Origin of the sequence: Pseudomonas moraviensis (assembly GCF_900105805.1) — a bacterium.
Taxonomy (GTDB): domain Bacteria; phylum Pseudomonadota; class Gammaproteobacteria; order Pseudomonadales; family Pseudomonadaceae; genus Aquipseudomonas; species Aquipseudomonas moraviensis_A.
This window is the reverse complement of record NZ_LT629788.1, coordinates 4,520,345-4,541,735: the sequence shown is the minus strand read 5'-3', so window position 1 is coordinate 4,541,735 and position 21,391 is coordinate 4,520,345. Positions and strand designations below refer to the sequence as shown.

At 61.2% G+C, this 21,391-nt stretch carries 20 protein-coding genes; 5 read left to right on the top strand and 15 right to left on the bottom strand.

What is annotated here, in order from left to right; translation table 11 throughout:
• Window positions 1-34: 34 nt before the first annotated feature.
• From ilvD to BLU71_RS20335, 6 genes are all read right to left on the bottom strand, one after another.
• Entirely contained in the window at window positions 35-1,876 is a 1,842-nt protein-coding gene (gene ilvD, locus BLU71_RS20360) for a dihydroxy-acid dehydratase (RefSeq protein WP_024014684.1), read from the bottom strand.
• Window positions 1,877-2,132: 256 nt separating this feature from the next.
• A complete protein-coding gene (locus BLU71_RS20355; RefSeq protein ID WP_083353769.1) occupies window positions 2,133-3,365 on the bottom strand; it encodes a multidrug effflux MFS transporter in 1,233 nt (410 codons plus the stop codon).
• Window positions 3,358-4,335 (bottom strand): diiron oxygenase, encoded by a 978-nt coding sequence (locus BLU71_RS20350; RefSeq protein WP_042606539.1) that lies wholly within the window; start codon window positions 4,333-4,335, stop codon window positions 3,358-3,360. Before BLU71_RS20350 ends, BLU71_RS20355 begins: the two co-directional genes overlap by 8 nt.
• On the bottom strand, window positions 4,332-5,405 hold the full coding sequence (locus BLU71_RS20345) for a SagB family peptide dehydrogenase (RefSeq protein ID WP_042606540.1): 1,074 nt from the start codon (window positions 5,403-5,405) through the stop codon (window positions 4,332-4,334). The genes BLU71_RS20350 and BLU71_RS20345 overlap by 4 nt, the downstream gene beginning before the upstream one ends.
• Window positions 5,406-5,855: 450 nt before the next feature.
• Window positions 5,856-7,052 (bottom strand): class I SAM-dependent rRNA methyltransferase, encoded by a 1,197-nt coding sequence (locus BLU71_RS20340; RefSeq protein ID WP_016772700.1) that lies wholly within the window; start codon window positions 7,050-7,052, stop codon window positions 5,856-5,858.
• Between the two features lie 163 nt (window positions 7,053-7,215).
• Window positions 7,216-7,755: a type 1 glutamine amidotransferase domain-containing protein gene (locus tag BLU71_RS20335; RefSeq protein ID WP_083353768.1), complete on the bottom strand. Its 540-nt coding sequence runs from the start codon at window positions 7,753-7,755 to the stop codon at window positions 7,216-7,218.
• A 228-nt stretch (window positions 7,756-7,983) separates the two neighbouring features.
• Here BLU71_RS20335 and BLU71_RS20330 point away from each other — a divergent pair, with 228 nt between their 5' ends.
• The 3 genes from BLU71_RS20330 to BLU71_RS20320 are packed head-to-tail and all read left to right on the top strand — an operon-like array spanning window position 7,984 to window position 10,000.
• Window positions 7,984-8,796 carry an HDOD domain-containing protein gene (locus BLU71_RS20330; protein ID WP_172667857.1) on the top strand — a complete coding sequence of 271 codons (813 nt, stop codon included), beginning with the start codon at window positions 7,984-7,986 and terminating at the stop codon, window positions 8,794-8,796.
• 12 nt (window positions 8,797-8,808) lie between these two features.
• Complete coding sequence (gene mutM, locus BLU71_RS20325) at window positions 8,809-9,621, top strand: bifunctional DNA-formamidopyrimidine glycosylase/DNA-(apurinic or apyrimidinic site) lyase (protein ID WP_064364736.1); 813 nt, start codon at window positions 8,809-8,811, stop codon at window positions 9,619-9,621.
• A 55-nt stretch (window positions 9,622-9,676) separates the two neighbouring features.
• Window positions 9,677-10,000: a hypothetical protein gene (locus BLU71_RS20320; RefSeq protein ID WP_042606544.1), complete on the top strand. Its 324-nt coding sequence runs from the start codon at window positions 9,677-9,679 to the stop codon at window positions 9,998-10,000.
• A gap of 126 nt (window positions 10,001-10,126) precedes the next feature.
• On the opposite strand, the gene BLU71_RS20315 is transcribed toward BLU71_RS20320, so the two are convergent.
• The 5 genes from BLU71_RS20315 to BLU71_RS20295 form a co-directional block, all read right to left on the bottom strand.
• A complete protein-coding gene (locus tag BLU71_RS20315; protein ID WP_003195146.1) occupies window positions 10,127-10,378 on the bottom strand; it encodes a YfhL family 4Fe-4S dicluster ferredoxin in 252 nt (83 codons plus the stop codon).
• 162 nt (window positions 10,379-10,540) lie between these two features.
• Entirely contained in the window at window positions 10,541-11,020 is a 480-nt protein-coding gene (gene coaD / locus BLU71_RS20310) for a pantetheine-phosphate adenylyltransferase (RefSeq protein ID WP_042606545.1), read from the bottom strand.
• Window positions 11,021-11,135: 115 nt separating this feature from the next.
• Entirely contained in the window at window positions 11,136-12,731 is a 1,596-nt protein-coding gene (locus tag BLU71_RS20305; RefSeq protein WP_064364737.1) for a GMC family oxidoreductase, read from the bottom strand.
• 133 nt (window positions 12,732-12,864) lie between these two features.
• Entirely contained in the window at window positions 12,865-13,410 is a 546-nt protein-coding gene (locus BLU71_RS20300; RefSeq protein WP_083353767.1) for a twin-arginine translocation pathway signal protein, read from the bottom strand.
• A 27-nt stretch (window positions 13,411-13,437) separates the two neighbouring features.
• Window positions 13,438-14,868 carry a coniferyl aldehyde dehydrogenase gene (locus BLU71_RS20295; RefSeq protein ID WP_083353766.1) on the bottom strand — a complete coding sequence of 477 codons (1,431 nt, stop codon included), beginning with the start codon at window positions 14,866-14,868 and terminating at the stop codon, window positions 13,438-13,440.
• A 147-nt stretch (window positions 14,869-15,015) separates the two neighbouring features.
• Here BLU71_RS20295 and BLU71_RS20290 point away from each other — a divergent pair, with 147 nt between their 5' ends.
• Together BLU71_RS20290 and BLU71_RS20285 are read left to right on the top strand one after the other, a co-directional pair.
• Window positions 15,016-15,687 carry a TetR/AcrR family transcriptional regulator gene (locus BLU71_RS20290; protein WP_016772708.1) on the top strand — a complete coding sequence of 224 codons (672 nt, stop codon included), beginning with the start codon at window positions 15,016-15,018 and terminating at the stop codon, window positions 15,685-15,687.
• Between the two features lie 31 nt (window positions 15,688-15,718).
• Window positions 15,719-16,573, top strand: a complete 855-nt coding sequence (locus tag BLU71_RS20285; protein ID WP_083353765.1) for a sulfurtransferase — start codon at window positions 15,719-15,721, stop codon at window positions 16,571-16,573.
• A gap of 118 nt (window positions 16,574-16,691) precedes the next feature.
• Here the strand turns inward: BLU71_RS20285 and BLU71_RS20280 are convergent, their stop codons facing one another.
• From BLU71_RS20280 to BLU71_RS20265, 4 genes are all read right to left on the bottom strand, one after another.
• A complete protein-coding gene (locus BLU71_RS20280) occupies window positions 16,692-17,687 on the bottom strand; it encodes a hydrolase (protein ID WP_083353764.1) in 996 nt (331 codons plus the stop codon).
• Between the two features lie 65 nt (window positions 17,688-17,752).
• Window positions 17,753-18,367, bottom strand: a complete 615-nt coding sequence (rsmD, locus tag BLU71_RS20275) for a 16S rRNA (guanine(966)-N(2))-methyltransferase RsmD (RefSeq protein ID WP_042606551.1) — start codon at window positions 18,365-18,367, stop codon at window positions 17,753-17,755.
• On the bottom strand, window positions 18,367-19,857 hold the full coding sequence (locus BLU71_RS20270; RefSeq protein ID WP_083353763.1) for a M16 family metallopeptidase: 1,491 nt from the start codon (window positions 19,855-19,857) through the stop codon (window positions 18,367-18,369). The genes rsmD and BLU71_RS20270 overlap by 1 nt, the downstream gene beginning before the upstream one ends.
• Window positions 19,850-21,205 carry a M16 family metallopeptidase gene (locus BLU71_RS20265; RefSeq protein ID WP_064364743.1) on the bottom strand — a complete coding sequence of 452 codons (1,356 nt, stop codon included), beginning with the start codon at window positions 21,203-21,205 and terminating at the stop codon, window positions 19,850-19,852. Before BLU71_RS20265 ends, BLU71_RS20270 begins: the two co-directional genes overlap by 8 nt.
• Window positions 21,206-21,391 lie beyond the last annotated feature (186 nt).

Sequence of the window (21,391 nt, the reverse complement as noted above, 5' to 3'; positions counted from 1 at the left end):
TTGGCGGGGCATTTTTTTGTACGACGGTTAAGCCTTACAGCCCGTCGAGCATCGCTTTGTTACGCACAGCACCCTTGTCGGCACTGGTCGCCAACAGGGCGTAGGCCTTGAGGGCGGTGGTCACTTTGCGTGGACGCACCTCTACCGGTTTCCAGCCTTTCTTGTCCTGCTCGGCGCGGCGTGCCGCCAGTTCTTCGTCGCTGACCAACAGGTTGATCGAGCGGTTCGGAATGTCGATCAGCACTTTGTCGCCATCCTGCACCAGACCGATCGCGCCACCGGCCGCAGCTTCTGGCGAAGCGTGACCAATGGACAGGCCGGACGTACCGCCGGAGAAACGGCCGTCGGTGAGCAGCGCACAGGCTTTGCCCAGGCCTTTGGATTTCAGATAGGAGGTCGGGTAAAGCATTTCCTGCATGCCCGGGCCGCCTTTTGGGCCTTCGTAGCGAATGATGACGATGTCGCCTTCCTTCACTTCGTCGGCGAGGATGCCACGCACGGCGCTGTCCTGGCTTTCGAAGATCTTCGCGTTGCCTTCGAAAACGTGGATCGACTCATCGACACCGGCGGTTTTCACCACGCAACCATCCTGCGCGATGTTGCCGTAGAGCACGGCGAGGCCGCCTTCTTTCGAATAGGCGTGCTCGAAGCTGCGGATGCAGCCGTTTTCACGGTCGTCATCCAGGGTTTCCCAGCGGGTCGACTGGCTGAATGCGGTCTGGGTCGGAATGCCCGCAGGACCTGCCTTGAAGAAGTGGTGCACGGCTTCGTCGCTGGTCTGGGTGATGTCCCACTTGGCAATGGCTTCTTCCATGCTGCGACTGTGCACGGTCGGCAGGTCGGTGTGCAGCAGCCCGCCACGGGCCAGCGAACCGAGGATGCTGAAAATGCCGCCGGCGCGGTGCACGTCTTCCATGTGGTATTTCTGGATGTTCGGCGCGACTTTGCACAGCTGCGGCACGCTGCGCGAGAGACGGTCGATGTCGCGCAGGTCGAAATCGATCTCGGCCTCCTGGGCAGCAGCGAGCAAGTGCAGGATGGTGTTGGTCGAACCGCCCATGGCGATGTCGAGCATCATTGCGTTCTCGAACGCCTTGAAGTTGGCGATGTTGCGCGGCAGCACAGAGTCGTCGTTCTCGCCGTAGTAACGCTTGCACAGCTCGACGATGGTGCGCCCGGCCTGCAGGAACAGTTGTTCGCGGTCGCTGTGGGTGGCCAGGGTGGAACCGTTGCCCGGCAAGGCCAGGCCCAGTGCTTCGGTCAGGCAGTTCATCGAGTTGGCGGTGAACATGCCGGAGCACGAACCGCAGGTCGGGCAGGCGCTGCGCTCGTACTCGGCGACTTTCTCGTCAGAAGCGCTGGAGTCGGCGGCGATCACCATGGCGTCGACGAGGTCGAGACCGTGGGAGGCGAGTTTGGTCTTGCCGGCTTCCATCGGACCGCCGGAAACGAAGATCACCGGGATGTTCAGGCGCAGTGCGGCCATCAGCATGCCCGGGGTGATCTTGTCGCAGTTGGAAATGCACACGATGGCGTCAGCGCAGTGGGCGTTGACCATGTACTCGACGGAGTCGGCGATGATCTCGCGGCTCGGCAACGAATACAGCATGCCATCGTGGCCCATGGCGATGCCGTCATCGACGGCGATGGTGTTGAATTCCTTGGCCACGCCACCGGCGCGTTCGATCTCGCGGGCGACCAGTTGACCCAGGTCCTTCAGGTGCACGTGGCCCGGGACGAACTGGGTGAACGAGTTGGCGATGGCGATGATCGGCTTCTTGAAGTCGTCATCCTTCATCCCGGTGGCGCGCCACAGTGCGCGGGCGCCGGCCATGTTGCGGCCGTGGGTGGATGTTTTCGAGCGGTAATCTGGCATGGAGCACTCCGGGCGGCTAATCACGTACTAAAGGGGAGTGAGCTTCTGTTGACCTCTGAAACACCCGAAAAATGGCCGTGTGTCCGGAAGCTGCCGATGACGTTGCGGGATCGCCGCTGGTCTCAGCCTGAGCTCATAAACCCGCCGGGGATGAATGGCGATGAATGAGGCGATTCTACACCGCTGGCGTCGTGAGGGAATGCCGCAAAGCGTTGTTCCCGTGCCCAAGGCGCTCGCTCAGTGACGACTGGCACGGTCAATGGTCGCCCCCCGGCATTACCGGATCACTGCGCAGGTTGCGGGTGCGACGGCCAATCACGCTGTTGAGCAGCAGGGATATGCCGCTCAGCGCCACAAATCCGTAGCCCAGCGTCGCTTGCAGGTTGGTCGGGCCAAGGCTGATCAGGGCGCTGACCAGCCCGCCACAGATAAAGATGATGGTGCTGCCGGCAGACGCCGATGCGCCGGCGTTTTCGGTGAACAGGCTCATGGCCCGGGAGGTGGCCGGTGGCCGGGAAATGGTGGTGCCCGCCGTGCAGATCAGCATCGGAACAAGCACCGTCGCAGCTGACAGCTCATGGTTGGCGGCCAGGTAGAGCATCACCAGACCCGAAATCAGGATCAGACCCTGTCCGGTGAAAATCTGCTGTTGCGCATTGATAAGCCGGTTCAACACGCTGGCGAGCAAGCCGCCGAAGACATAGGAGGCGCCGTAAATCAGCAGGATCAAGGCGAAATCGTAGGGGGCCATTTGCAGCTGCTCCATGAAGATCAGCGGCGAAATGACGATGAAGGAAAAGTGGCAAGCGAAAGCGAACGCGGAAATCAGCCAACAGCTGACAAATTCGAAATTGCCCAGGACGCGTTGGTAGGACTGGATGAAGCCCAGGCGGTTGGCATCATGAGGAGGACGGCTGTTATCGAGCAGTCGCCAGGTCTTGAGCAGAACCACGGCGGCCAAGGCGATGAACACCCAGAAGCTGCCGCGCCAGCCGAACGTCACTTGCAGAAACGTGCCCGCCAGCGGCGATACCGAAATGAAGATCCCCGTCGCGGTGACCATCAGGATTCGCAGGCGGTCACGCTCGTTACCTGCAAACAGATCCTGCACCAGAGCCTGGGACAGCACGAAGCACCCGCATCCCAGTGCCTGCATCACCCGAAAAATCAGAAACAGCGTGTAGTCATTGCTCAGCACGCAGCCGAGGGCGCCGAGCAGCGACACAGTCATGCCGGCGAGCAGCAGACCCTTGCGGCCGATCACGTCGGACAGCGGACCGATCAGCAACTGGGCAAACGCAATGCCCACGGCGAACAGACTGATCGAGAGTGCGATGTCGCTCGGGGTTCGATCAAAGTGTGCCGCCAGCGCCGGGAAGGACGGCAAGAGCACATCCAGCGGGAACACGCCGAGCAGGATCATTGCCAGCAACAGACTGACGGCGCCGCGCTGTTGGCGGCGGGTAACTACCCGGCTGTGTTTATCCATCGATCAATCCTGCCTTGGCGAACAGTGTCTGGTTGTGGGGCAGTGCAAAGAAACCGGCCTTGTGCAACGCCTCCAGTGTCGGTTTGCAGCCGGCGCGGGCACGGGCGCGGTTGGCCGGCACCGTCGCCATGCCGCCGACGATTTCCATCACGTCGCTGTCAGCGATACCGACTGAACGCAGGCTTTGTTGCAGCCAGCTTTCGTCGGCTTCGAAGAAAATCGAAATGATCTCCACCAGCGTCTTGCTGACGAACAGGCGTTGCCGACTGTTCATGGCGATCCAGAAGTAATGGAAGGCTTCAGCAAAATAACGACTGTGCCGGGCCTCGTCGGCGAGGTGATCGCGCAGCATGTCGTTCACGCTGGAAACCAGCGTGTCGCGACACACCTCCAGCAGCTCCCGGGCAATGATGGTTTCCGAGACGAATCCAAGAAGAAACCAGGCCAATGCGCGGTTCTTCTCCGGCGCGCGCGCGATCAGGGCGTTCATGCGGGTGATGCGCCTGGGGATGACAGGGCGTCGGGTGATGTTGTAGAGCGCGGCGATCTGTTCGGCAATCTGGTTTGAGAACAGTGCGTGATAGCCCTCGTCGGTATATAGCTGCAGCGCCGCGTGCTTCATCGGCAGTGGTATGTAGATGGGCAGCTCCCGGTGCACGATGACTTCCACCGCACGGTTGACGATGCGATGTTCAAGCAGCGTGGTGTAATCGAGGAAATACACCAGGTGATTGGCGGTCAGGCGATGCAGCGTTTCGCGACCCTTGGCCTGGATGGCGGGATGCGCCAGATAGGGCAGGAAGGCCGGGGGAAACCAGTAGCGCGTTTGCAATTGCTGCTCGACATTCGCCGGCAGCCGGTAGTCATGAGTGCTGCTGCGAACCGACGCGCGGCTTTCCCAATCGGGAAGGGTAAATTTAAGCGACCATGACACCGGGGCTTCGCCCTCATCCAGCGCTGTTGAAATCATGACGGTACCCCGCACAGCAGATCGCGCATTTCCTGGCACATGGCCTGACCATCGCTTTCTCCGCACCCGACGAAGAACAAAGGCTGCTCGGCGCTGCCTTCGAGACCGAGCAGGGTTTCGACCCGGGCGTCGGCAAACGCTCCCGTCAGCCAGGTACTCAGCCCCAGTGTTGTCGCCACCAGTTGAAAGGTTTGCGAGAGATGACCCGCATCAATGAACGCCATGCGGTAGGCGCGCGAATGTTCGTACTTCCACCAGAGTCGATCGAATCGCGCGGTGATGAACAGGCCCAGCGGCAGGTTATTGATGAAATGCTGGCCGCCGAGCAATTGCCCCAGCTCTGGGTCGGGCAGCGGATTGACCCGGCTCAAGGCGTGCTCCGCAGGGTGATAGGCATAGATGCCGGGTTCGAGCCCGGAGACATTCTGAGCGAGAAGAAAGCCCTCACAGGCGTTCAGGCCGCCGCCTGACGGACTGCTCCGACGCTCGCCGAGGCCTGGCGCGACGGGGTCGTCGTGCGCGTTTTCCCGCGCGGGGAGATAGCCGAGGGTGAAATACAGAAGCGTGCCGACCTCGTCCAGGGTCACCGCAGCACCGGTATAGGATCGGCAGGTCTTCCGCTGCAGCAATGCCTGAGTCAGGCTGTCTGCATTCACATCACACGGTGCAGGCAGGGCGATAAGCGCTGCTGCTGATTGCCGCGTTCTGGGATTGGCGGGTTCCGGGGTTGCCAATACTTCGCGGCAGTGCGCCAGGTATTGTCTTGACCACTCATGAATGTTTTGCGGCACATGTTCGCAAGGGATGTTTTGTGTGCCGATGTGAAAGATCTTCGACAGCTCATCCCAGCCCCAATTCGGACTGTCTATTTTTGCAATGGTTAGAATGCCCGCGTGCAGAAGTTGTATGTCTATTATGTTTTGCGGGTCATACAGATTCGGATTGTTTATAAGTTGGGCGAGGCGAGTGGAGTAGTCAAGATCAAGCTCGTGTTGAGTATGTGTCTTATAGTTCCATACAACCTGTCCGGGTGGGCGCGGCAATATAAATAGAAAAGGACTGATATACATTTATTCAATTCACTCAAGGGAAGTCTGAAGGACGCCGGAGTGCCGGCACTCTCCGGCGTCCAGACTTGCTTAGCGGGTTTTGGCTGCAACCAGGAAGGCCAGGTTGGCGAGTTTGTTTGTTTCCAGATAAATGGTTTTCATGATGTGAACTCCTTGTTCATAAGTAGTTGAGGTCGCCTCATGGCGACAACTTCATAATAGTTTGTAATCGAATATTGGCAAGGGGTTATTAAGTAGGAATATTCCAGTAATTCTGTCGGAGTGGTCTAGTGTTGGATATCTACCGTGTAGGTTAATTTTCCATAACTAACAGGCGTGGCGAAACGTCCTGCAAGAAAGTTGGAAGATAATTGTAGGAAGACGACAAGACACTCATGGCGAGTGTGAAGAAAGGCGGGAAGGTGACGCAAAAAAACGGGGAGCTCAGTGGCTCCCCGTGTTCAACCGCATTCAGCTGTTGGGCAGCAGACGGCAGGTGATGCTCTTGATGTAGCGGGTTTCGGCGATGGCCGGATGCACCGGATGATCCGGGCCCTGGCCGCCACGCTCGAGCATCTGGATATTGCGGTCCAAGTGACGGGCGCTGGTCAGCAGGATGTTCTGCAGATCATCTTCCGGCAGGTGCATGGAGCACGAAGCACTGACCAGAATGCCGTCCTTGGTCAGCAGGCGCATGGCTTGCTCGTTTAGACGACGGTAGGCGCCTTCGCCATTCTTCATGTCTTTCTTGCGTTTGATGAACGCTGGCGGATCGGCAACGATCACGTCGAAACGCTCTTCGCTGGCTTTCAGTTCCTTCAGCGCTTCAAAGACATCGCCTTCGATGCAGGTCATCTTGTCAGCGAAACCGTTCAGCGCAGCGTTGCGCTCTACACCGTCGAGGGCGAATGCGGAGGCGTCGACGCAGAACACTTCGCTGGCGCCGAACGCCGCGGCCTGCACGCCCCAGCCACCGATGTAGCTGTACAGGTCCAGCACGCGTTTGCCTTTGGCGTAGGGCGCCAGACGCGCGCGGTTCATACGGTGATCGTAGAACCAGCCGGTTTTCTGACCTTGAATGACCGGTGCCTCGAACTTCACGCCGTTTTCTTCCAGCGCTACCCACTCCGGTACCAGACCGAATACGGTTTCGACGTAGCGGTTGAGACCTTCGGCGTCGCGGGCGGCGGAGTCATTCTTGAACAGAATGCCACTTGGCTTGAGCACTTGGGTCAGCGCTGCGATCACGTCGTCCTTGTGCGCTTCCATGGTCGCCGAGGCGATTTGCACCACGAGGATGTCGCCGAAACGATCGACCACCAGACCCGGCAGCAGGTCGGAATCGCCGTAGACCAGACGGTAGAACGGCTTGTCGAACAGACGCTCGCGCAACGACAGCGCGACGTTCAGGCGATGCACCAGCAGCGACTTGTCCAGTGCCAGTTTGATGTCGCGCGAGAGCAGACGCGCGCAGATCAGGTTGTTCGGGCTCATCGCTACGATGCCCAGCGGCTTGCCACCGGCGGCTTCGAGCACCGCCTGATCGCCGGCCTTGAAGCCGTGCAGAGGCGTGGCGGCCACGTCGATTTCGTTGCTGTAGACCCACAAGTGGCCGTTGCGCAGGCGACGGTCGGCGTTGGCTTTGAGGCGCAGGCTAGGCAGGGACATGACGTCGCTCCGGAAAAAAGAGCGGGAGTATAGCGTGTTGCGGTTTGCGCCGGGCTGAGGATGCGATGAAACGCTGATGATGCCTTCGCGAGCAGGCTCGCTCCCACAGGGGAATGCATTTCAAGTGTGGGAGCGAGCCTGCTCGCGAACGGGACCGTGAAGATTACGCAGCCAGTGCGTCAATCAGGGCCTGGCTGAACGCCGGCACATCATCCGGCTGGCGACTGCTGATCAGGTTGCCGTCCTTGGCCACTTCCTGATCGACCCAGTTGACGCCGGCATTGACCAGATCGTCCTTGACGGTCTTGTAGCTGGTCATGGTCTTGCCATTGACCAGCCCCGCCGAGATCAGCAGCCAGCTGCCATGACAGATCACGGCGATCGGCTTGCCCGCCGATGCGGCAGTCTTGACCAGATGCTGAGCATCCTGATCAATGCGGATGGTATCGGAATTCTGCACACCGCCCGGCAGCAGCACGGCATCGTATTGATCGATGCTCACCGCTTGGAAGGTGTTGGCGACGGGGAAGTCGTCCGCCGGTTTGTCATGGTTCCAGCCTTTGACCGTGCCGGCCTCGGCGGAAAGGATATCGACCTGCACGCCGGTCTGTTCCAGGGCATCCTTGGGACCGGTCAACTCGACTTGTTCGAAACCATCGGTAACCAAAATAGCGACGCGTTTGCCATTGAGGGAAGTTGCCATCGGTAAGCTCCTGAGTCTGTGGAGATTTTGCCTTCGCAGCGAACCATCGAGGTCCGATGCGCCCTACAGAGTCCGAAGCCTGAGCGCGGATGAAAGTTCCGGCGATGTGCCCATCGGTGTGTCGCCCTGCCGTTTCAGCGGTTAGAATCGCCGCCTGCCCCGGAGTGTGTACTTATGTCCCAAGAGCTGACCACCGAACAGATTCAACAATCGCTGCAAGGCATCAGTGTGCCGGCGCAACCGCAGATCATGGTGGATCTGCAAATGGAGCAGTACATGCCCGACCCGGACCTGGAGGTGATCGCCAAACTGATCTCCCAGGATCCCGGCCTGTCCGGCGCGCTGCTGAAAATCGTCAACTCGCCGTATTACGGCCTGAGCAACAAGATCACCTCGATCCAGCGGGCGGTGAACCTGTTGGGCAGCCGTTCGATCATCAACCTGATCAACGCGCAGTCGATCAAGGGCGAGATGAACGACGACACCATCGTCACCCTCAACCGTTTCTGGGACACCGCGCAGGATGTGGCGATGACCTGCCTGACCCTGGCCAAGCGCATCGGCACCCAGGCCGGTGATGAAGCCTATGCGTTGGGCCTGTTCCACGATTGCGGCGTGCCGTTGATGCTGCAGCGCTTCCCCAATTACATGACCGTGCTGGAAGAGGCTTACGCCAGCGCCAGCCCGGACTGCCGTGTGGTGGATACGGAAAACCGCGTGTTCAACACCAACCACGCCGTGGTCGGTTACTACACCGCCAAGTCCTGGCGCCTGCCGGAGCATGTCAGCGCCGCCATCGCCAACCACCACAACGCGCTGGCGATTTTCAACGATGAATCGTCGAAGAACAGCCAACTGAAAAATCTCCTGGCGATCCTGAAAATGGCCGAGCACATCTGCGCCTCTTATCGGGTGCTCGGCAACCAGAGCGAAGATTTCGAGTGGAATGCCGTTGGCCCGCTGGTGCTGGATTACGTCGGTCTGTCGGACTACGACTTCGAAACGCTCAAACAAACGATTCGCGACCTCGGCGCGCATTGATCCGAGGACACCATGCCTGAACTGCCGGAAGTCGAAACAACCCGTCGCGGAATTGCCCCGCACCTTGAAGGCCAGCGCGTCAGCCGGGTCATCGTCCGCGACCGGCGTCTGCGCTGGCCGATCCCGGAAGACCTCGATGTGCGCCTGTCCGGGCAGCGCATCGTGCTGGTCGAGCGGCGGGCCAAGTACCTGTTGATCAACGCCGAGATCGGCACGCTGATCAGTCACTTGGGCATGTCGGGCAATCTGCGCCTGGTCGAGGCGGGGTTGCCGGCGTTGAAGCACGAACACGTCGACATCGAACTGGAATCGGGACTGGCCCTGCGTTACACCGATCCGCGACGGTTCGGCGCGATGCTGTGGAGCACCGACCCGCTCAATCACGAGCTGCTGATTCGCCTCGGTCCGGAGCCGCTGACCGATCTGTTCGATGGCGAGCGCTTGTTCCAGCTGTCACGCGGCCGCGCGATGGCGGTCAAGCCGTTCATCATGGACAACGCGGTGGTGGTCGGAGTCGGCAATATTTACGCGACCGAAGCGCTGTTCGCCGCCGGTATCGATCCGCGCCGCGAAGCCGGGGGCATTTCCCGCGGGCGTTATCTGAAACTGGCGATCGAAATCAAACGCATCCTTGCCGCTGCCATCGAGCGGGGCGGCACAACGTTGCGCGACTTCATTGGCGGTGACGGTCAGCCGGGCTATTTCCAGCAGGAACTGTTTGTCTACGGCCGCGGCGGTCAGCACTGCAAGGTCTGCGGCACCGGCCTGCGCGAAGTGAAGCTTGGCCAGCGCGCCAGCGTGTTTTGCCCGCGCTGCCAGACCTGAAAAATCCTTGGGTCTATAGTGAGAAGTCTCACTGTTCAGCCCGAAGGATCGTGCCATGAAAGTCCTGCAAGTCTTCTTCGTCACGCTGCTGCTGTGTTCCAGCCTGCTCGTTCAGGCCTCGGAAAGCGGCAGCGGTGACCCCCGCTACACCATCCAGAATCCCCCGGCGTACGCCATGCTCGGCGACCTGCTGATTGCTCGACCCTTGCTGGTGGTGGCGACGGTGATCGGTGCGGGAGCGTTTGTGGTGTCGCTGCCGTTTACCGCGCTGGGTGGCGGTGTTGGCGATGCCGGACAGGCGCTGGTGGTCGACCCGGCGAAAGCAGCGTTTGTGCGGTGTCTGGGGTGTACGGGGGAGGGGTTCGAACAGCGCGAGTGAGCTGATCGGATTTCGGCGGTGTGGATGATGGCCCATTCGCGAGCAGGCTCGCTCCCACAGGGGAATGCATTGCAAAATGTGGGAGCGAGCCTGCTCGCGAATAGGGCGAGACGGGCACTGAAGAGATCAGGCCTTGCCGGTGATCTTGCGGTATTTCTCCATCAACTGCTCTTCAGTCTCCGGATGGGCTTCGTCCAGTGGAATGCAATCCACCGGGCAGACCTGCTGGCACTGCGGTTCGTCATAGTGGCCGACGCACTGGGTGCACAGGTTCGGGTCGATCACGTAGATCTCTTCGCCTTGGGAAATGGCGGCGTTCGGGCACTCGGGTTCGCAGACGTCGCAGTTGATGCAATCGTCGGTGATGATCAGGGACATGCTAACTCCAGCCGGGGCAGCAGGCCCGGGCGCTATAAATCAATGCGCGCAATTGTGCCGCATTGGCGAGCGCAGTGCACGCGGGGGCGATCAAGGGCTGCAAAACAGAGATCGCAGCCTTCGGCAGCTCCTACAAACAAAGATTCCAGCCTTCGACAGCTCCTACTTTTTGAAGCGCAGGGTCAGTGCGTCGGCCACGGCCGGGTGAACGAACTTGCTGATATCGCCGCCCAGCGCGGCAATCTCCCGCACCAGCGTCGAGGAAATGAACGAATAACGCTCGGACGGTGTGAGAAACAGGCTCTCCACATCCGGCGCCAGTTGACGGTTCATGTTGGCCAGCTGGAATTCGTATTCGAAGTCCGACACCGCGCGCAGACCACGCAGGAACACATTGGCGTTCTGCTCTTTGGCGAAATGCGCAAGCAGCGTCGAGAAACCGACCACTTCCACGTTGGGCAGGTGTCTGGTGACCTCGCGAGCCAGTTCGACCCGTTGTTCCAGGGGGAACAGCGGGTTCTTTTTCGGGCTGGCGGCGACCGCAATGATCACGTGATCGAACAGGCGCGAGGCGCGTTCGACCAGATCGCCATGGCCCTTGGTAATAGGGTCGAAGGTACCTGGGTACAACACTCGGTTCATCGCGTCGTCCTGGCGGGAGTCCGTTGGGGAGTCGGATGGTATCGCAGCCTTCCCGGTCGGCCAAGTCGCCTGTTCGGTAAGAAAGCACTATAGACGATAGGAACAGGCTGCTTTTTCATGGATTTTTCAGTCGATCCGCCAGGGCCGTTGCCAGTTGCGCGGTCAGGCCATACACCGACAGCTGCGGGTTGGCACCGATGCTGGTGGGGAACAGCGAGCCGTCGTGGATCGACAGATTACTGAGCTGGTGATGGCGACCGAGGCTGTCGGCGACCGCACTGTTCGGATCTTCACCCATGGCGCAACCGCCCATGACGTGGGCACTGCCCAGTCGCGTGCGGTACAACTCCAGGCTCAATCCATCGATCAGCGAGCGGGCCTCAGACAGTGTCTTCACATAGCGACCGTCGGCATGCATCGGCATCACCGCTTGCGCGCCGCCGGCGAACTGGATTTCCGCCATAACGTGAAAGGCCCGGCGCAAACCGTCCCAGGCGTACTGCGAGACCTGATAGTCGAGCACTGGCGAGCCGTCGCCGCGCAGTTCCACCGAGCCACCGCTGCTGTCCGGGTGAAAGCCGTCGCGCAGCAGCGCCAGCATGGCGTGGGTGTGCGGCAGGTCGGCCATGTGTTGCGCGTTCTCGCGGCCAAAACCGCCGAGCAGCGTCGCCGCCAGCGCCGGGTGCAGCGGTGGCACTTCGAGCTTGAAAGCCATCGGGCCGGTGGTGCCGTCCTTCCACTGGAAATGGTCGGAATAGATGGACTGCGGCGCGCCGTAAAACGGATTGACCACCTCGGCGAAACGCGCGGCGGACATGTTCACCGGATGCAGGAAGGTACGCTTGCCCAGGCACGCATGCGGATCCGGCGCGTCCGAGCGCAGCAGCAACGCCGGGCTGTTGATGCCGCCGCCAGCCAGCACGTAATGCCGCGCCTTGACCGTAATGCTGCGCCCGGTCGGCTCGACGCAGCGTTCGTCCATTGCCACGCAATGCAGCCCGGTAACCTTGTCGCCGCTGATCAGCAGCTTCTCCACCCGCGCCAGATACAGCAGCTCGCCGCCCTTTTCCAGCGTTGCCGGGATGGTCGTGACCATCATCGATTGCTTGGCGTTGCTCGGGCAGCCCATGCCGCAATAGCCGAGATTCCAGCAGCCACGCACGTTGCGCGGGATCACGTGCCAGCTGTAACCGAGTTGCTCGCAGCCTTTGCGGATCACGTCGTTGTTGGCGTTAGGCGGCACCATCCATGGGGCGACGCCGAGGCGCTGCTCCATTTTTTCGAACCACGGCGCCATCTCTGCCGGGCTATGGCCTTTGACGTTGTGTTCCCTGGCCCAGTGTTCGAGGGTCGGTTCGGGTGTGCGAAAGCTTGAGGTCCAGTTGATCAGTGTCGTGCCGCCGACTGCGCGGCCCTGCAGGATAGTGATTGCGCCGTCCTTGCTCATCCTCCCGATGCCTTCCTGATACAGGCTGCTGTAGGCCTCGTCCTCGAGCAGTTTGAAGTCCGAACTGGTTTTCAGCGGGCCTTCTTCGATCAGCAGGACTTTGTAGCCGGCTGCGCTGAGGATTTCCGCTGTGGTGCCGCCGCCGGCGCCGCTGCCGATGATCGCCACATCGGCTTGGAGGGTGAGGTCGTCGCTCAGTTGCGCGCCGTTGTAGGTTTTCCAGCCTCGGGCAAGGCCTTCGCGGAAGGGGTCGGGTACGGGCATCGATCAGGTTCTCTTTATTATTTTTGGATGCGGCGGTGTGGCGGCCGACCTCTTCACGAGCAGGCTCGCTCCCACATTTGAAATGCCTTTTCCTGTGGGAGCGAGCCTGCTCGCGAAGGGCGCGACGCGCTTGTCAGACCTTCGGCGGCCCGGGATAACCGCAATGCGCCCAGGATTCGGCGCGGGTGTACCAGGCCATCATCACCATCTGTTGCAACGAGCTGTGGCCCATGCGCAGCAGGCTCAGGGAACTGTTCTCCCAGCGTTCAAAGAACTGCCGCATCGCGTCGGGACTGGCGTTTTCCCAGCTGCCCCAGATTCCGGTCAGCGGCCCACGGGTCACGGCCATGCCGAGCACATCGAACAGTTGTCGAGTGAGCTTGAGCATTTCCGGCGACAGGTGATCGAGGCTGTAGTCCAGCGACTTCAGTGTGCCGTCGACCGCTGCGGGCATTTTCTCCGCCGCCACAGCACCGTCGAGCATCACCGGGATCAGCGCGCGCAGAAACAGCAGATCGCCGTCGCGCAAACTGACAAAGCCGTTGGCGCTGACGCTCGACGAGCAGCCAGTCAGGCTGGCGCCAAGGCCGGCGGTGGCGAGAAACGCCGTGGCGCCGAGGCTGAATTTCAGCAGGCCACGGCGCGACAGGGCGGGTCTTTCAGTCAGGCTTGGGTGCATTGTTGTTATTACCCGGGTCGACAGCGTTTAGCGGATGAACAGTTTCTGAATCAGTTTCTGAATCGATGTGCCATATGGCGGGTAGATCAGCCGGGCCGCGTTGAAACGCTGTTTGATCAACACGCCTTTGGCCTTGCTGAAGGTCAGGAAACCTTCATGGCCGTGGTAATGGCCCATGCCTGACGGACCGATGCCACCGAAGGGCATATCGTCCTGAGCGACGTGCAGCAGGGTGTCGTTCAGGCACACACCGCCGGAATGGGTCTCGTGCAGCACGCGATGCTGTTCGCGCTTGTCGTAGCCAAAGTAGTAAAGAGCCAGAGGACGAGGGCGCTGATTGATGTAAGCGAATGCCTGCTTCAGATCGCGATAAGGCACGATCGGCAGCAGCGGGCCGAAGATTTCGTCCTGCATCACGCTCATCTCGTCGCTGACATTCAGCAGGACGCTGTGCGGCATGCGCCGGCCCTGGCCTTGTTCGAACAACGGGATCAGCAGCGCGCCCTTGCTGGTCGCGTCGCTGATGTAAGCATTGAGCCTCGCCAACTGGCGTTCGTTGATGATTGCCGTGTAGTCGGCGTTGTCCGCCAGGGTCGGGTAAAAGCCTTTTACGGCCTGACGATAGGCCTCGACGAAAGCGCCGAGGCGGTCTTCCGGCACCAGCACATAGTCGGGGGCGACACAGGTCTGCCCGGCGTTGAGGGTTTTACCGAAGGCGATGCGTTCGGCGGCGTCCTTCAATGGCACGTCTCTGGAGACGATGGCCGGCGACTTGCCGCCCAGTTCCAGCGTCACTGGCGTCAGGTTCTCCGCCGCCGCACGCATGACGTGTTTGCCGATGCTGGTGGAACCGGTGAACAGCAGATGATCGAAAGGCAGACGCGAGAACGCCATGCCGACATCCGCTTCGCCCAGCACCACGCAGACCAGGTCTTCAGGGTAGATCCGCGCGAGCAATTGCTTGAGCAGCAGCCCGGTCACCGGGGTCGATTCGCTGAGCTTGAGCATCACCCGATTGCCCGCCGCCAGGGCGCCGACCATCGGCCCTACGGCCAGATACAGCGGGTAGTTCCACGGCACGATCACACCGACCACGCCCAGCGGCTGATAGACCACCTTCGCCGAAGCCGGCTGGAACGCCATGCCGACCTTGCGCCGCGAGGGCTTCATCCATTTCTTCAAATGACGGCTGGCGTAGTGAATGCCGTGCAGGCTCGGCATCAGTTCGGCGAGCAGGGTTTCGTCGGCGCTGCGGTGACTGAAATCGGCGCTGATCGCCTCGATCAATGCCTGGCGCTCGGCGTTGAGCAGATCGCGCAAAGCCTTGAGCCACTGCTGACGTTGCGCGGCCGGCGGCATCGGGTTGGCGGCATACGCCGCCCGTTGCGCCTGGAACTGCCGGTCGAGGGTTTCAGCAGGCTGTTGCAGGGTTTGCAGGTAGGCAATGTCGGCAGTCATCGCAGGCTCCGGATTTTGTTGTAATGAGCACTTTTTAGAGTCGATGCTCTAGAAAGTCAAACGACTTCCGCGCACGTCAGTGTTTTATCCATTTCCGGTTAGGTCGTAAGATGCGCCGTCTACGCACTCTGAATTAAAGCTCAAGCCATGGCCCCACGAATAAAAACCAGCGAGCGCATCGTTCAGAACAGCCTGGAGCTGTTCAATCAGCAGGGCGAGCGCAGCGTCAGCACCAACCACATCGCCGCGCACATGGAGATTTCTCCGGGCAACCTGTACTACCACTTCCCCAACAAGCAGGCGATCATCGCCGTGTTGTTCAGTGAGTACGAAGCCCTGGTAGACAGCTTTCTGCGTCCGCCCCAGGGCCGCCCCGCAACGGTCGAGGACAAGCGTTTCTATTTGAAGGAACTGCTTTCGGCCATGTGGCGCTACCGCTTTCTGCATCGCGACCTCGAGCATCTGCTCGACAGCGATGCGGAACTGGCTGCGCGTTATCGGCGCTTTTCCCAGCGTTGCGTGATCCAGGGCGCAGCCATCTACGAAGGCTTCGTCGCCGCCGGCATCCTGAAAATGGACCGCGTACAGATCGAATCGCTGACCCTCAACGCCTGGATCATCCTGACCTCGTGGGTACGCTTTCTGTGCACCACACGGGAAAACTCCAACCACCTCAGCGAACAGGCCGTGAAGCGCGGCGTGTATCAGGTACTGGTGCTGGAAGCGGGGTTTGTCACCGATCAGGCGCGTGATGAGGTCAATGCTTTGTTCGACGAGTTCTATGTGCCGCTGGCGCAGGCCCTTGAAGACGTGAAATAAACCGTTCAGCCGAATGCCACAGGAGCCCGATATGTCGATTGCGCAGTTGATCAGCCCACAAGCTTTGGACGCTCGCAAAGAGCAGCCGGGGCTGGTGATTCTCGATTGTCGTTTCGCCCTTGAAGATCCGGACTATGGCCAACGCAGCTATGCCGAAGGGCACATTGCCGGGGCGAGTTTCGCCGATCTGGAGCGTGATCTGAGCGGTAAGGTCGAGAGGGGCGTGACCGGACGTCATCCGTTGCCCGAGCCCTCCGCGCTGATCGAACGCCTGCAAGCCTGGGGCATCAGCAACGACAGCGACGTGGTTTTGTACGATGACGGCCCGGGTGCCTACGCGGCACGGGCGTGGTGGTTGCTTGCATGGTTGGGCAAGCGCGACGGCGTATTCATTCTCGATGGCGGGCTCAAGGCCTGGCACGCCGCCGGTCTGCCCCTGAGCCTGGATCCGCCGAGCGTGACGCCGGGTAACTTCAGCGGTCAGCCTGACATGAGCCTGCTGCTCAGCGCCGAGCAATTGCAGCAACGCCTCACCCAGCCAACGCTGACCCTGCTCGACGCCCGCGCCTTGCCGCGCTTCAAGGGCGAAGTGGAACCGATCGATCCGGTCGCCGGGCACATTCCCGGGGCGCAATGTGCGGCGTTCACCGATAACCTCGGCAGTGACGGACGATTCCTGCCGGCGGAGCAGCTCAAGCAGCGTTTCGCTGCGAAACTGGGCGATCGCTCGCCGTCGGAGCTGGTCGCGTACTGCGGATCCGGCGTGACGGCGTGTCACAACCTGTTTGCACTGTGTCTGGCCGGCTATCCGCTGGGCGCGCTGTATGCCGGATCGTGGAGCGAATGGATCAATCAGCCTTCGCGCGGCATTGCCACCGGCGAATAATCACCGAGTCCCCCTGTAGGAGTGAGCCTGCTCGCGATGGCGTCGGCACGTTCAGCATCGCGTCGACTGACACACCGCCATCGCGAGCAGGCTCGCTCCTACAAGGGATATGTGGCGTTCACTGACTGGTTGCAGCGAGCCATTGCGGTATGCGCCGCTCCAGGTAATACCCGGGCCGGCGCAGCGAGCCGTCGACGAAGCCGACATGACCGCCCCGCGTCTGCAATTCGAACTGGGTGCAGGCTGACAACTCATCGGCTTGCGGCAGGCTGTGGGGAAATACGAACGGATCGTCCGCTGCCTGAATGATCAGCGTCGGCGTGCGGATCTCGCCAAGGTAGTAGCGGCTGGAAGCGCGGCGGTAGTAATCCTCGGCATCATTGAAACCATGCAGTGGCGCGGTGACCCGGCCATCGAAATCCCAGAACGTGCGCATGTTCTCCAACGAGCCGAGTGCGGCCAGTTTCGCCAGGCCGTCTTCGCGCCCGTCATGTTGGAACTGGCGCTGCTTGTTCTTGATGTAGGCGACCATCTCGCGCATGAAGTGCGCCTGATAGACCCGCGAGAATCCCTGGCCGATGCGGTCCGCGCACTGATCCAGCCTGAACGGTACCGACACTGCCACTGCGCCGAGCACGCCGCTCTGGCTGCCGGTTTCGCCGAGGTGTTTGAGCAGCACGTTGCCGCCCAGGGAATAGCCGACCGCATACAACGGTGCCAACGGACGTTTCGCGCGCAGGTGCTGGATGGCTTCGGCAAGGTCTTCGCTGGCGCCGGAGTGGTAGCTGCGCGGCAGCAGATTCGGCTCGCCGGAACAACCACGCCAGTTCAGTGCGACGCTGGCCCAGCCCTGGTCGGCCAAAGCCTTTTGGATGCCCGCCACATAGGGTGAATTGGAAGAACCCGTCAGCCCGTGCAGCACCAGCACCAGCGGCGCCTCGGCGCTGTGCGGGCCGTGCCAGTCGAGATCGAGGAAGTCGCCGTCCTCGAGCCACAGGCGTTCGCGCTCGCGCTCGATGTGCACGGTTTTGCGCCACAGCGGACCCCACAAGGTTTGCAGATGAGGATTGCCGAGGCCGAAGGCGGGGATGAAGCGTTCTGGCGAAGGGGGCACGATGATTCTCGATGGGCTTGTGGCGAAGAAGCACGCCCCCTCGCCGCAGGTTGCTTGCGACCTTGTCAGCCGGCGATGTCCGCCGTGCGCTGCCATAACGCGTAGTACACGCGACCGGATTTCTGTTCGCGATGCAGGCGCCAGTTGCCCGGCAGGCCCAACGTCGACGGCGCGGTTTCGCTTTCAGTGTAGATCCACGAATCGGCCGCCAGCCATTGGCGCTCTTCCAGCAAAGTACAAACCGCTGGCAGCAGGTTTTGATTGAACGGCGGGTCGAGGAATACCAGATCGAACGGCGTTGCGGTCTGGGTTTCCAGGTAGCGCAGCGCATCGGCGGTTTGTACCTGACCGTTGCTGCAGCGCAGGGTGCCGAGGTGTTCTTTCAGGCTCGATACCGCAACGTTGCTGGCGTCCAGCGCCTGGGCCGTGGCCGCGCCGCGGGACAGCGCTTCCAGAAACAACGCGCCGCTGCCGGCGAACGGGTCGAGCACTTTCGCCCCTTCGACGTACGGCGCGAGCCAGTTGAACAGGGTTTCGCGCACACGATCCGGGGTCGGGCGCAGGCCCGGCGCGTCAGGAAAGCTTAGTTTGCGGCTACGCCACTGGCCACCAATGATGCGCAGTTGGTTCACGCCGTTGTGCACGTTTTGCACAGGTTTTTTCGGTGATCGAGTCGCCATTAATGCTCCGGGACCCCGAGCGGTTGCTCGGCAGGTTTATCAGATGGGGCCGGTAACGGCTTTTGCGGCACGGTCGGGCCAGCGGTGACGATGACCATTTTCTCCGTACTCAGGTGTTTGTTCAGCGCATCACGGACCTGCTCCACAGTCAGGCTCTGCGATTGACGCATGAAGTCGTCCAGATAGCTCAGCGGCAGATTATAGAAGCCCATGGCGCCGAGCTGGCCAACGATGTCGGCGTTGCTCGCGGTGGACAGCGGGAAGCTGCCGGCCAGTTCGCGCTTGGCATCGTCGAGTTCTTTTTGTGTCGGCCCGGTTTTCAGGTAGTCGGCGAGCACGTCCTGCACCAGTTTCAGGGTGCCTTCGCTCATCTCGGCGCGCGTCTGCAGGTTGATCATGAACGGGCCACGGGCCTGCATCGGGCTGAACGCCGAATACACGCCGTAGGTCAGGCCACGCTTCTCGCGCACTTCGCTCATCAGCCGCGTGCCGAACCCGCCGCCACCGAGGATCTGGTTGCCCAGCGACAACGCAGCGTAATCCGGATCGTCACGATCGATGCCCAGTTGCGCGAGCATCAGGTTGGTCTGTTTCGACGGAAACTCGATGTGGTTGACGCTGGCCTTTGGTTCCTGCGGCGCAGCGATCTTCGCCAGTGCCGGGCCTTTGGGCAGGGCAGAGGAGACCTGATTGGCGATGGCCTCGGCGTCGGCTCGCGACAGATCGCCGACCAGCGCAATCACCGCATTGCCGGCGGCATAGGCCTTGGCGTGAAACTCGCGCAATTGCGCGACGGTGATCTTCGGCACGCTTTGCGGATTGCCATCGCTGGAATGCGCGTATGGATGCTCGCCGTACAGACGCTTCATCAGCTCGAGGCTGGCGAGTTTGCCGGGGTTCTGTTTCTGGTATTCGAAACCGGCGAGCAACTGGTTCTTGATGCGCGCGAAGGAGTCGGCGGGAAAGGTCGGTTTGCCGACCACTTCGGCGAACAGCTTCAGCGCCGGCTCACGCTGCTCGGGTGCGCTCAGGCTGCGCAGCGAGGCCAGCGCCATGTCCTTGAACGCACCGTTGCCGAAGTCGGCCCCAAGGCCCTCAAAACCCTGGGCAATAGCGCCGACGTCTTTGCCAGCGATGCCTTCGTTGAGCATGGCGTTGGTCAGCACCGCGAGGCCGGGCACGTTGCCGTCCTGACTGCTGCCGGCGGCGAAGATCAGGCGCATGTCGAACATCGGCAGCTCATGGGCTTCGACAAACAGCACTTTCGCGCCTTCGGCGGTGTTCCAGGTCTGCACATCGAGCTTGCGGCTGGCCGGGGCCTTGCCGTCGAGTTCGGCCAGCGATTGCAGTTTCTGGCTGGACTTGGCGTTATCCAGTGCTTCGCTGGCGTGGCTGTCGGCGCCAGGTGACAGATAGACCGCCGCCGAACCGATCACCGCGACAGCAATCAGGCCGAGCAGCATCAGGCGTGGGGTTTTGCGCTCACTCATGAGTCGTCTCCATTGGCAGGACGTGGGCGACGCTGAGACGTTCGCGGGTGAAATACTTTTTCGCGGCGTTCTGGATGTCTTGCGGAGTCACGCTTTCCAAATCGGCCAGTTCGGTGTCCATCAGCTTCCATGACAGCCCGACTGTTTCCAGTTGACCGATGGCGGTGGCCTGGCTGGTGATCGAATCACGCTCATAGACCAGCCCGGCGATGACCTGTGCGCGCACGCGTTCCAGCTCTTCGGCAGACGGTGCGGTGGTCTTCAGCTGCTCGAGCAGTTTCCACAAACCGGCTTCAGCCTGAGCGATGGTCTTTTTCTTCTGCGTGTTCGGCGTCGCCGACAGGGTGAACAGGCTGTCGCCACGGGTGTAGGCGTCGTAGTCCGACGAACCGCCGGAGACCAATTCTTCACCGCGTTCCAGTTGCGTCGGAATGCGTCCGCTGTAGCCGCCGTCGAGCAGCGCGGAGATCAGGCGCAGGGCGTTGACCGAACGCTTGTCTTCAGCCGTGGCAATGCTTGGCACGTTGAAGCCGAGCATCAGGCTGGGCAATTGGGTTTGCACGCGCAGGGTGATCTGGCGTTCGCCGGGCTCGGCCAGTTCCAGCGGTTTTTTCGCCGGTGGTACCTCGCGTTTGGCGACGGGGCCGAAGTAGCGCTGGGCGAGGGTTTTCACCTCGTCCGGAGTAACGTCACCGACCACTACCAGCGTGGCGTTGTTCGGCGCGTACCAGGACTGGTACCAGTGGCGCAGTTCTTCGACTTTCATGCGTTCCAGATCCGCCATCCAGCCGATGGTCGGCGTGTGGTAACCGCTGGCCGGGTAGGCCATGGCCTTGTAGCGCTCGTAGGCTTTGGACATCGGCTTGTCATCGGTGCGCAGGCGGCGCTCTTCCTTGATGACTTCGATTTCCTTGGCGAACTCGTCGGCGGGCAGGCGCAGGTTGGCCATGCGGTCCGCTTCCAGCTCAAAGGCCACGCCGAGGCGATCGCGGGCCAGCACCTGGTAGTAAGCGGTGAAGTCGTCGCTGGTGAAGGCATTCTCTTCGGCGCCGAGGTCGCGCAGGATCAGCGAGGCTTCGCCGGGGCCGACTTTTTCGCTGCCCTTGAACATCATGTGTTCGAGCGCGTGGGACAAACCGGTCTGGCCCGGGGTTTCGTAGCTGGAGCCGACCTTGTACCAGATCTGCGAAACGACGACAGGCGCACGATGGTCTTCGCGCACGACGACCTTGAGGCCGTTGTCGAGGGTGAATTCATGGGTCGGTTGCGGGTCGGCCGCCAGGGCCGAAAGGGGCAGGCAGACTGCGCTGAGCAGCAGGCCAGCAGCGCGGCGGGCTAGAGCATTCATTCGTTTTTCAACCTGTTGGGCTGCCCGCTTGGTCTTAGCGTCGGCGGGCGAGAGGTAGGGCGTGTCATTGATCATTACCAGTACCGCGCCGGCGCCTGATAGTGTGCAGGGCAAGGCGCGAGGAGTGTGGATTGGTTGTTCCAAATAAACTCCGAGCAACGCAGCCCTGCACACTATCAGGCCCGG

Excerpts from the sequence above, each read along its gene's own strand:
- BLU71_RS20265 (WP_064364743.1), bottom strand. The coding sequence starts at position 21,205 with ATGAATGCTCTAGCCCGCCGCGCTGCTGGCCTGCTGCTCAGCGCAGTC.
- BLU71_RS20295 (WP_083353766.1), bottom strand. The coding sequence starts at position 14,868 with ATGACTGCCGACATTGCCTACCTGCAAACCCTGCAACAGCCTGCTGAA.
- BLU71_RS20270 (WP_083353763.1), bottom strand. The coding sequence starts at position 19,857 with ATGAGTGAGCGCAAAACCCCACGCCTGATGCTGCTCGGCCTGATTGCT.
- rsmD (WP_042606551.1), bottom strand. The coding sequence starts at position 18,367 with ATGGCGACTCGATCACCGAAAAAACCTGTGCAAAACGTGCACAACGGC.
- ilvD (WP_024014684.1), bottom strand. The coding sequence starts at position 1,876 with ATGCCAGATTACCGCTCGAAAACATCCACCCACGGCCGCAACATGGCC.
- BLU71_RS20335 (WP_083353768.1), bottom strand. The coding sequence starts at position 7,755 with ATGGCAACTTCCCTCAATGGCAAACGCGTCGCTATTTTGGTTACCGAT.
- BLU71_RS20285 (WP_083353765.1), top strand. The coding sequence starts at position 15,719 with ATGTCGATTGCGCAGTTGATCAGCCCACAAGCTTTGGACGCTCGCAAA.
- BLU71_RS20290 (WP_016772708.1), top strand. The coding sequence starts at position 15,016 with ATGGCCCCACGAATAAAAACCAGCGAGCGCATCGTTCAGAACAGCCTG.
- BLU71_RS20345 (WP_042606540.1), bottom strand. The coding sequence starts at position 5,405 with ATGTATATCAGTCCTTTTCTATTTATATTGCCGCGCCCACCCGGACAG.
- BLU71_RS20320 (WP_042606544.1), top strand. The coding sequence starts at position 9,677 with ATGAAAGTCCTGCAAGTCTTCTTCGTCACGCTGCTGCTGTGTTCCAGC.
- BLU71_RS20305 (WP_064364737.1), bottom strand. The coding sequence starts at position 12,731 with ATGCCCGTACCCGACCCCTTCCGCGAAGGCCTTGCCCGAGGCTGGAAA.
- BLU71_RS20355 (WP_083353769.1), bottom strand. The coding sequence starts at position 3,365 with ATGGATAAACACAGCCGGGTAGTTACCCGCCGCCAACAGCGCGGCGCC.
- BLU71_RS20300 (WP_083353767.1), bottom strand. The coding sequence starts at position 13,410 with ATGCACCCAAGCCTGACTGAAAGACCCGCCCTGTCGCGCCGTGGCCTG.
- mutM (WP_064364736.1), top strand. The coding sequence starts at position 8,809 with ATGCCTGAACTGCCGGAAGTCGAAACAACCCGTCGCGGAATTGCCCCG.
- BLU71_RS20315 (WP_003195146.1), bottom strand. The coding sequence starts at position 10,378 with ATGTCCCTGATCATCACCGACGATTGCATCAACTGCGACGTCTGCGAA.
- BLU71_RS20340 (WP_016772700.1), bottom strand. The coding sequence starts at position 7,052 with ATGTCCCTGCCTAGCCTGCGCCTCAAAGCCAACGCCGACCGTCGCCTG.
- coaD (WP_042606545.1), bottom strand. The coding sequence starts at position 11,020 with ATGAACCGAGTGTTGTACCCAGGTACCTTCGACCCTATTACCAAGGGC.
- BLU71_RS20350 (WP_042606539.1), bottom strand. The coding sequence starts at position 4,335 with ATGATTTCAACAGCGCTGGATGAGGGCGAAGCCCCGGTGTCATGGTCG.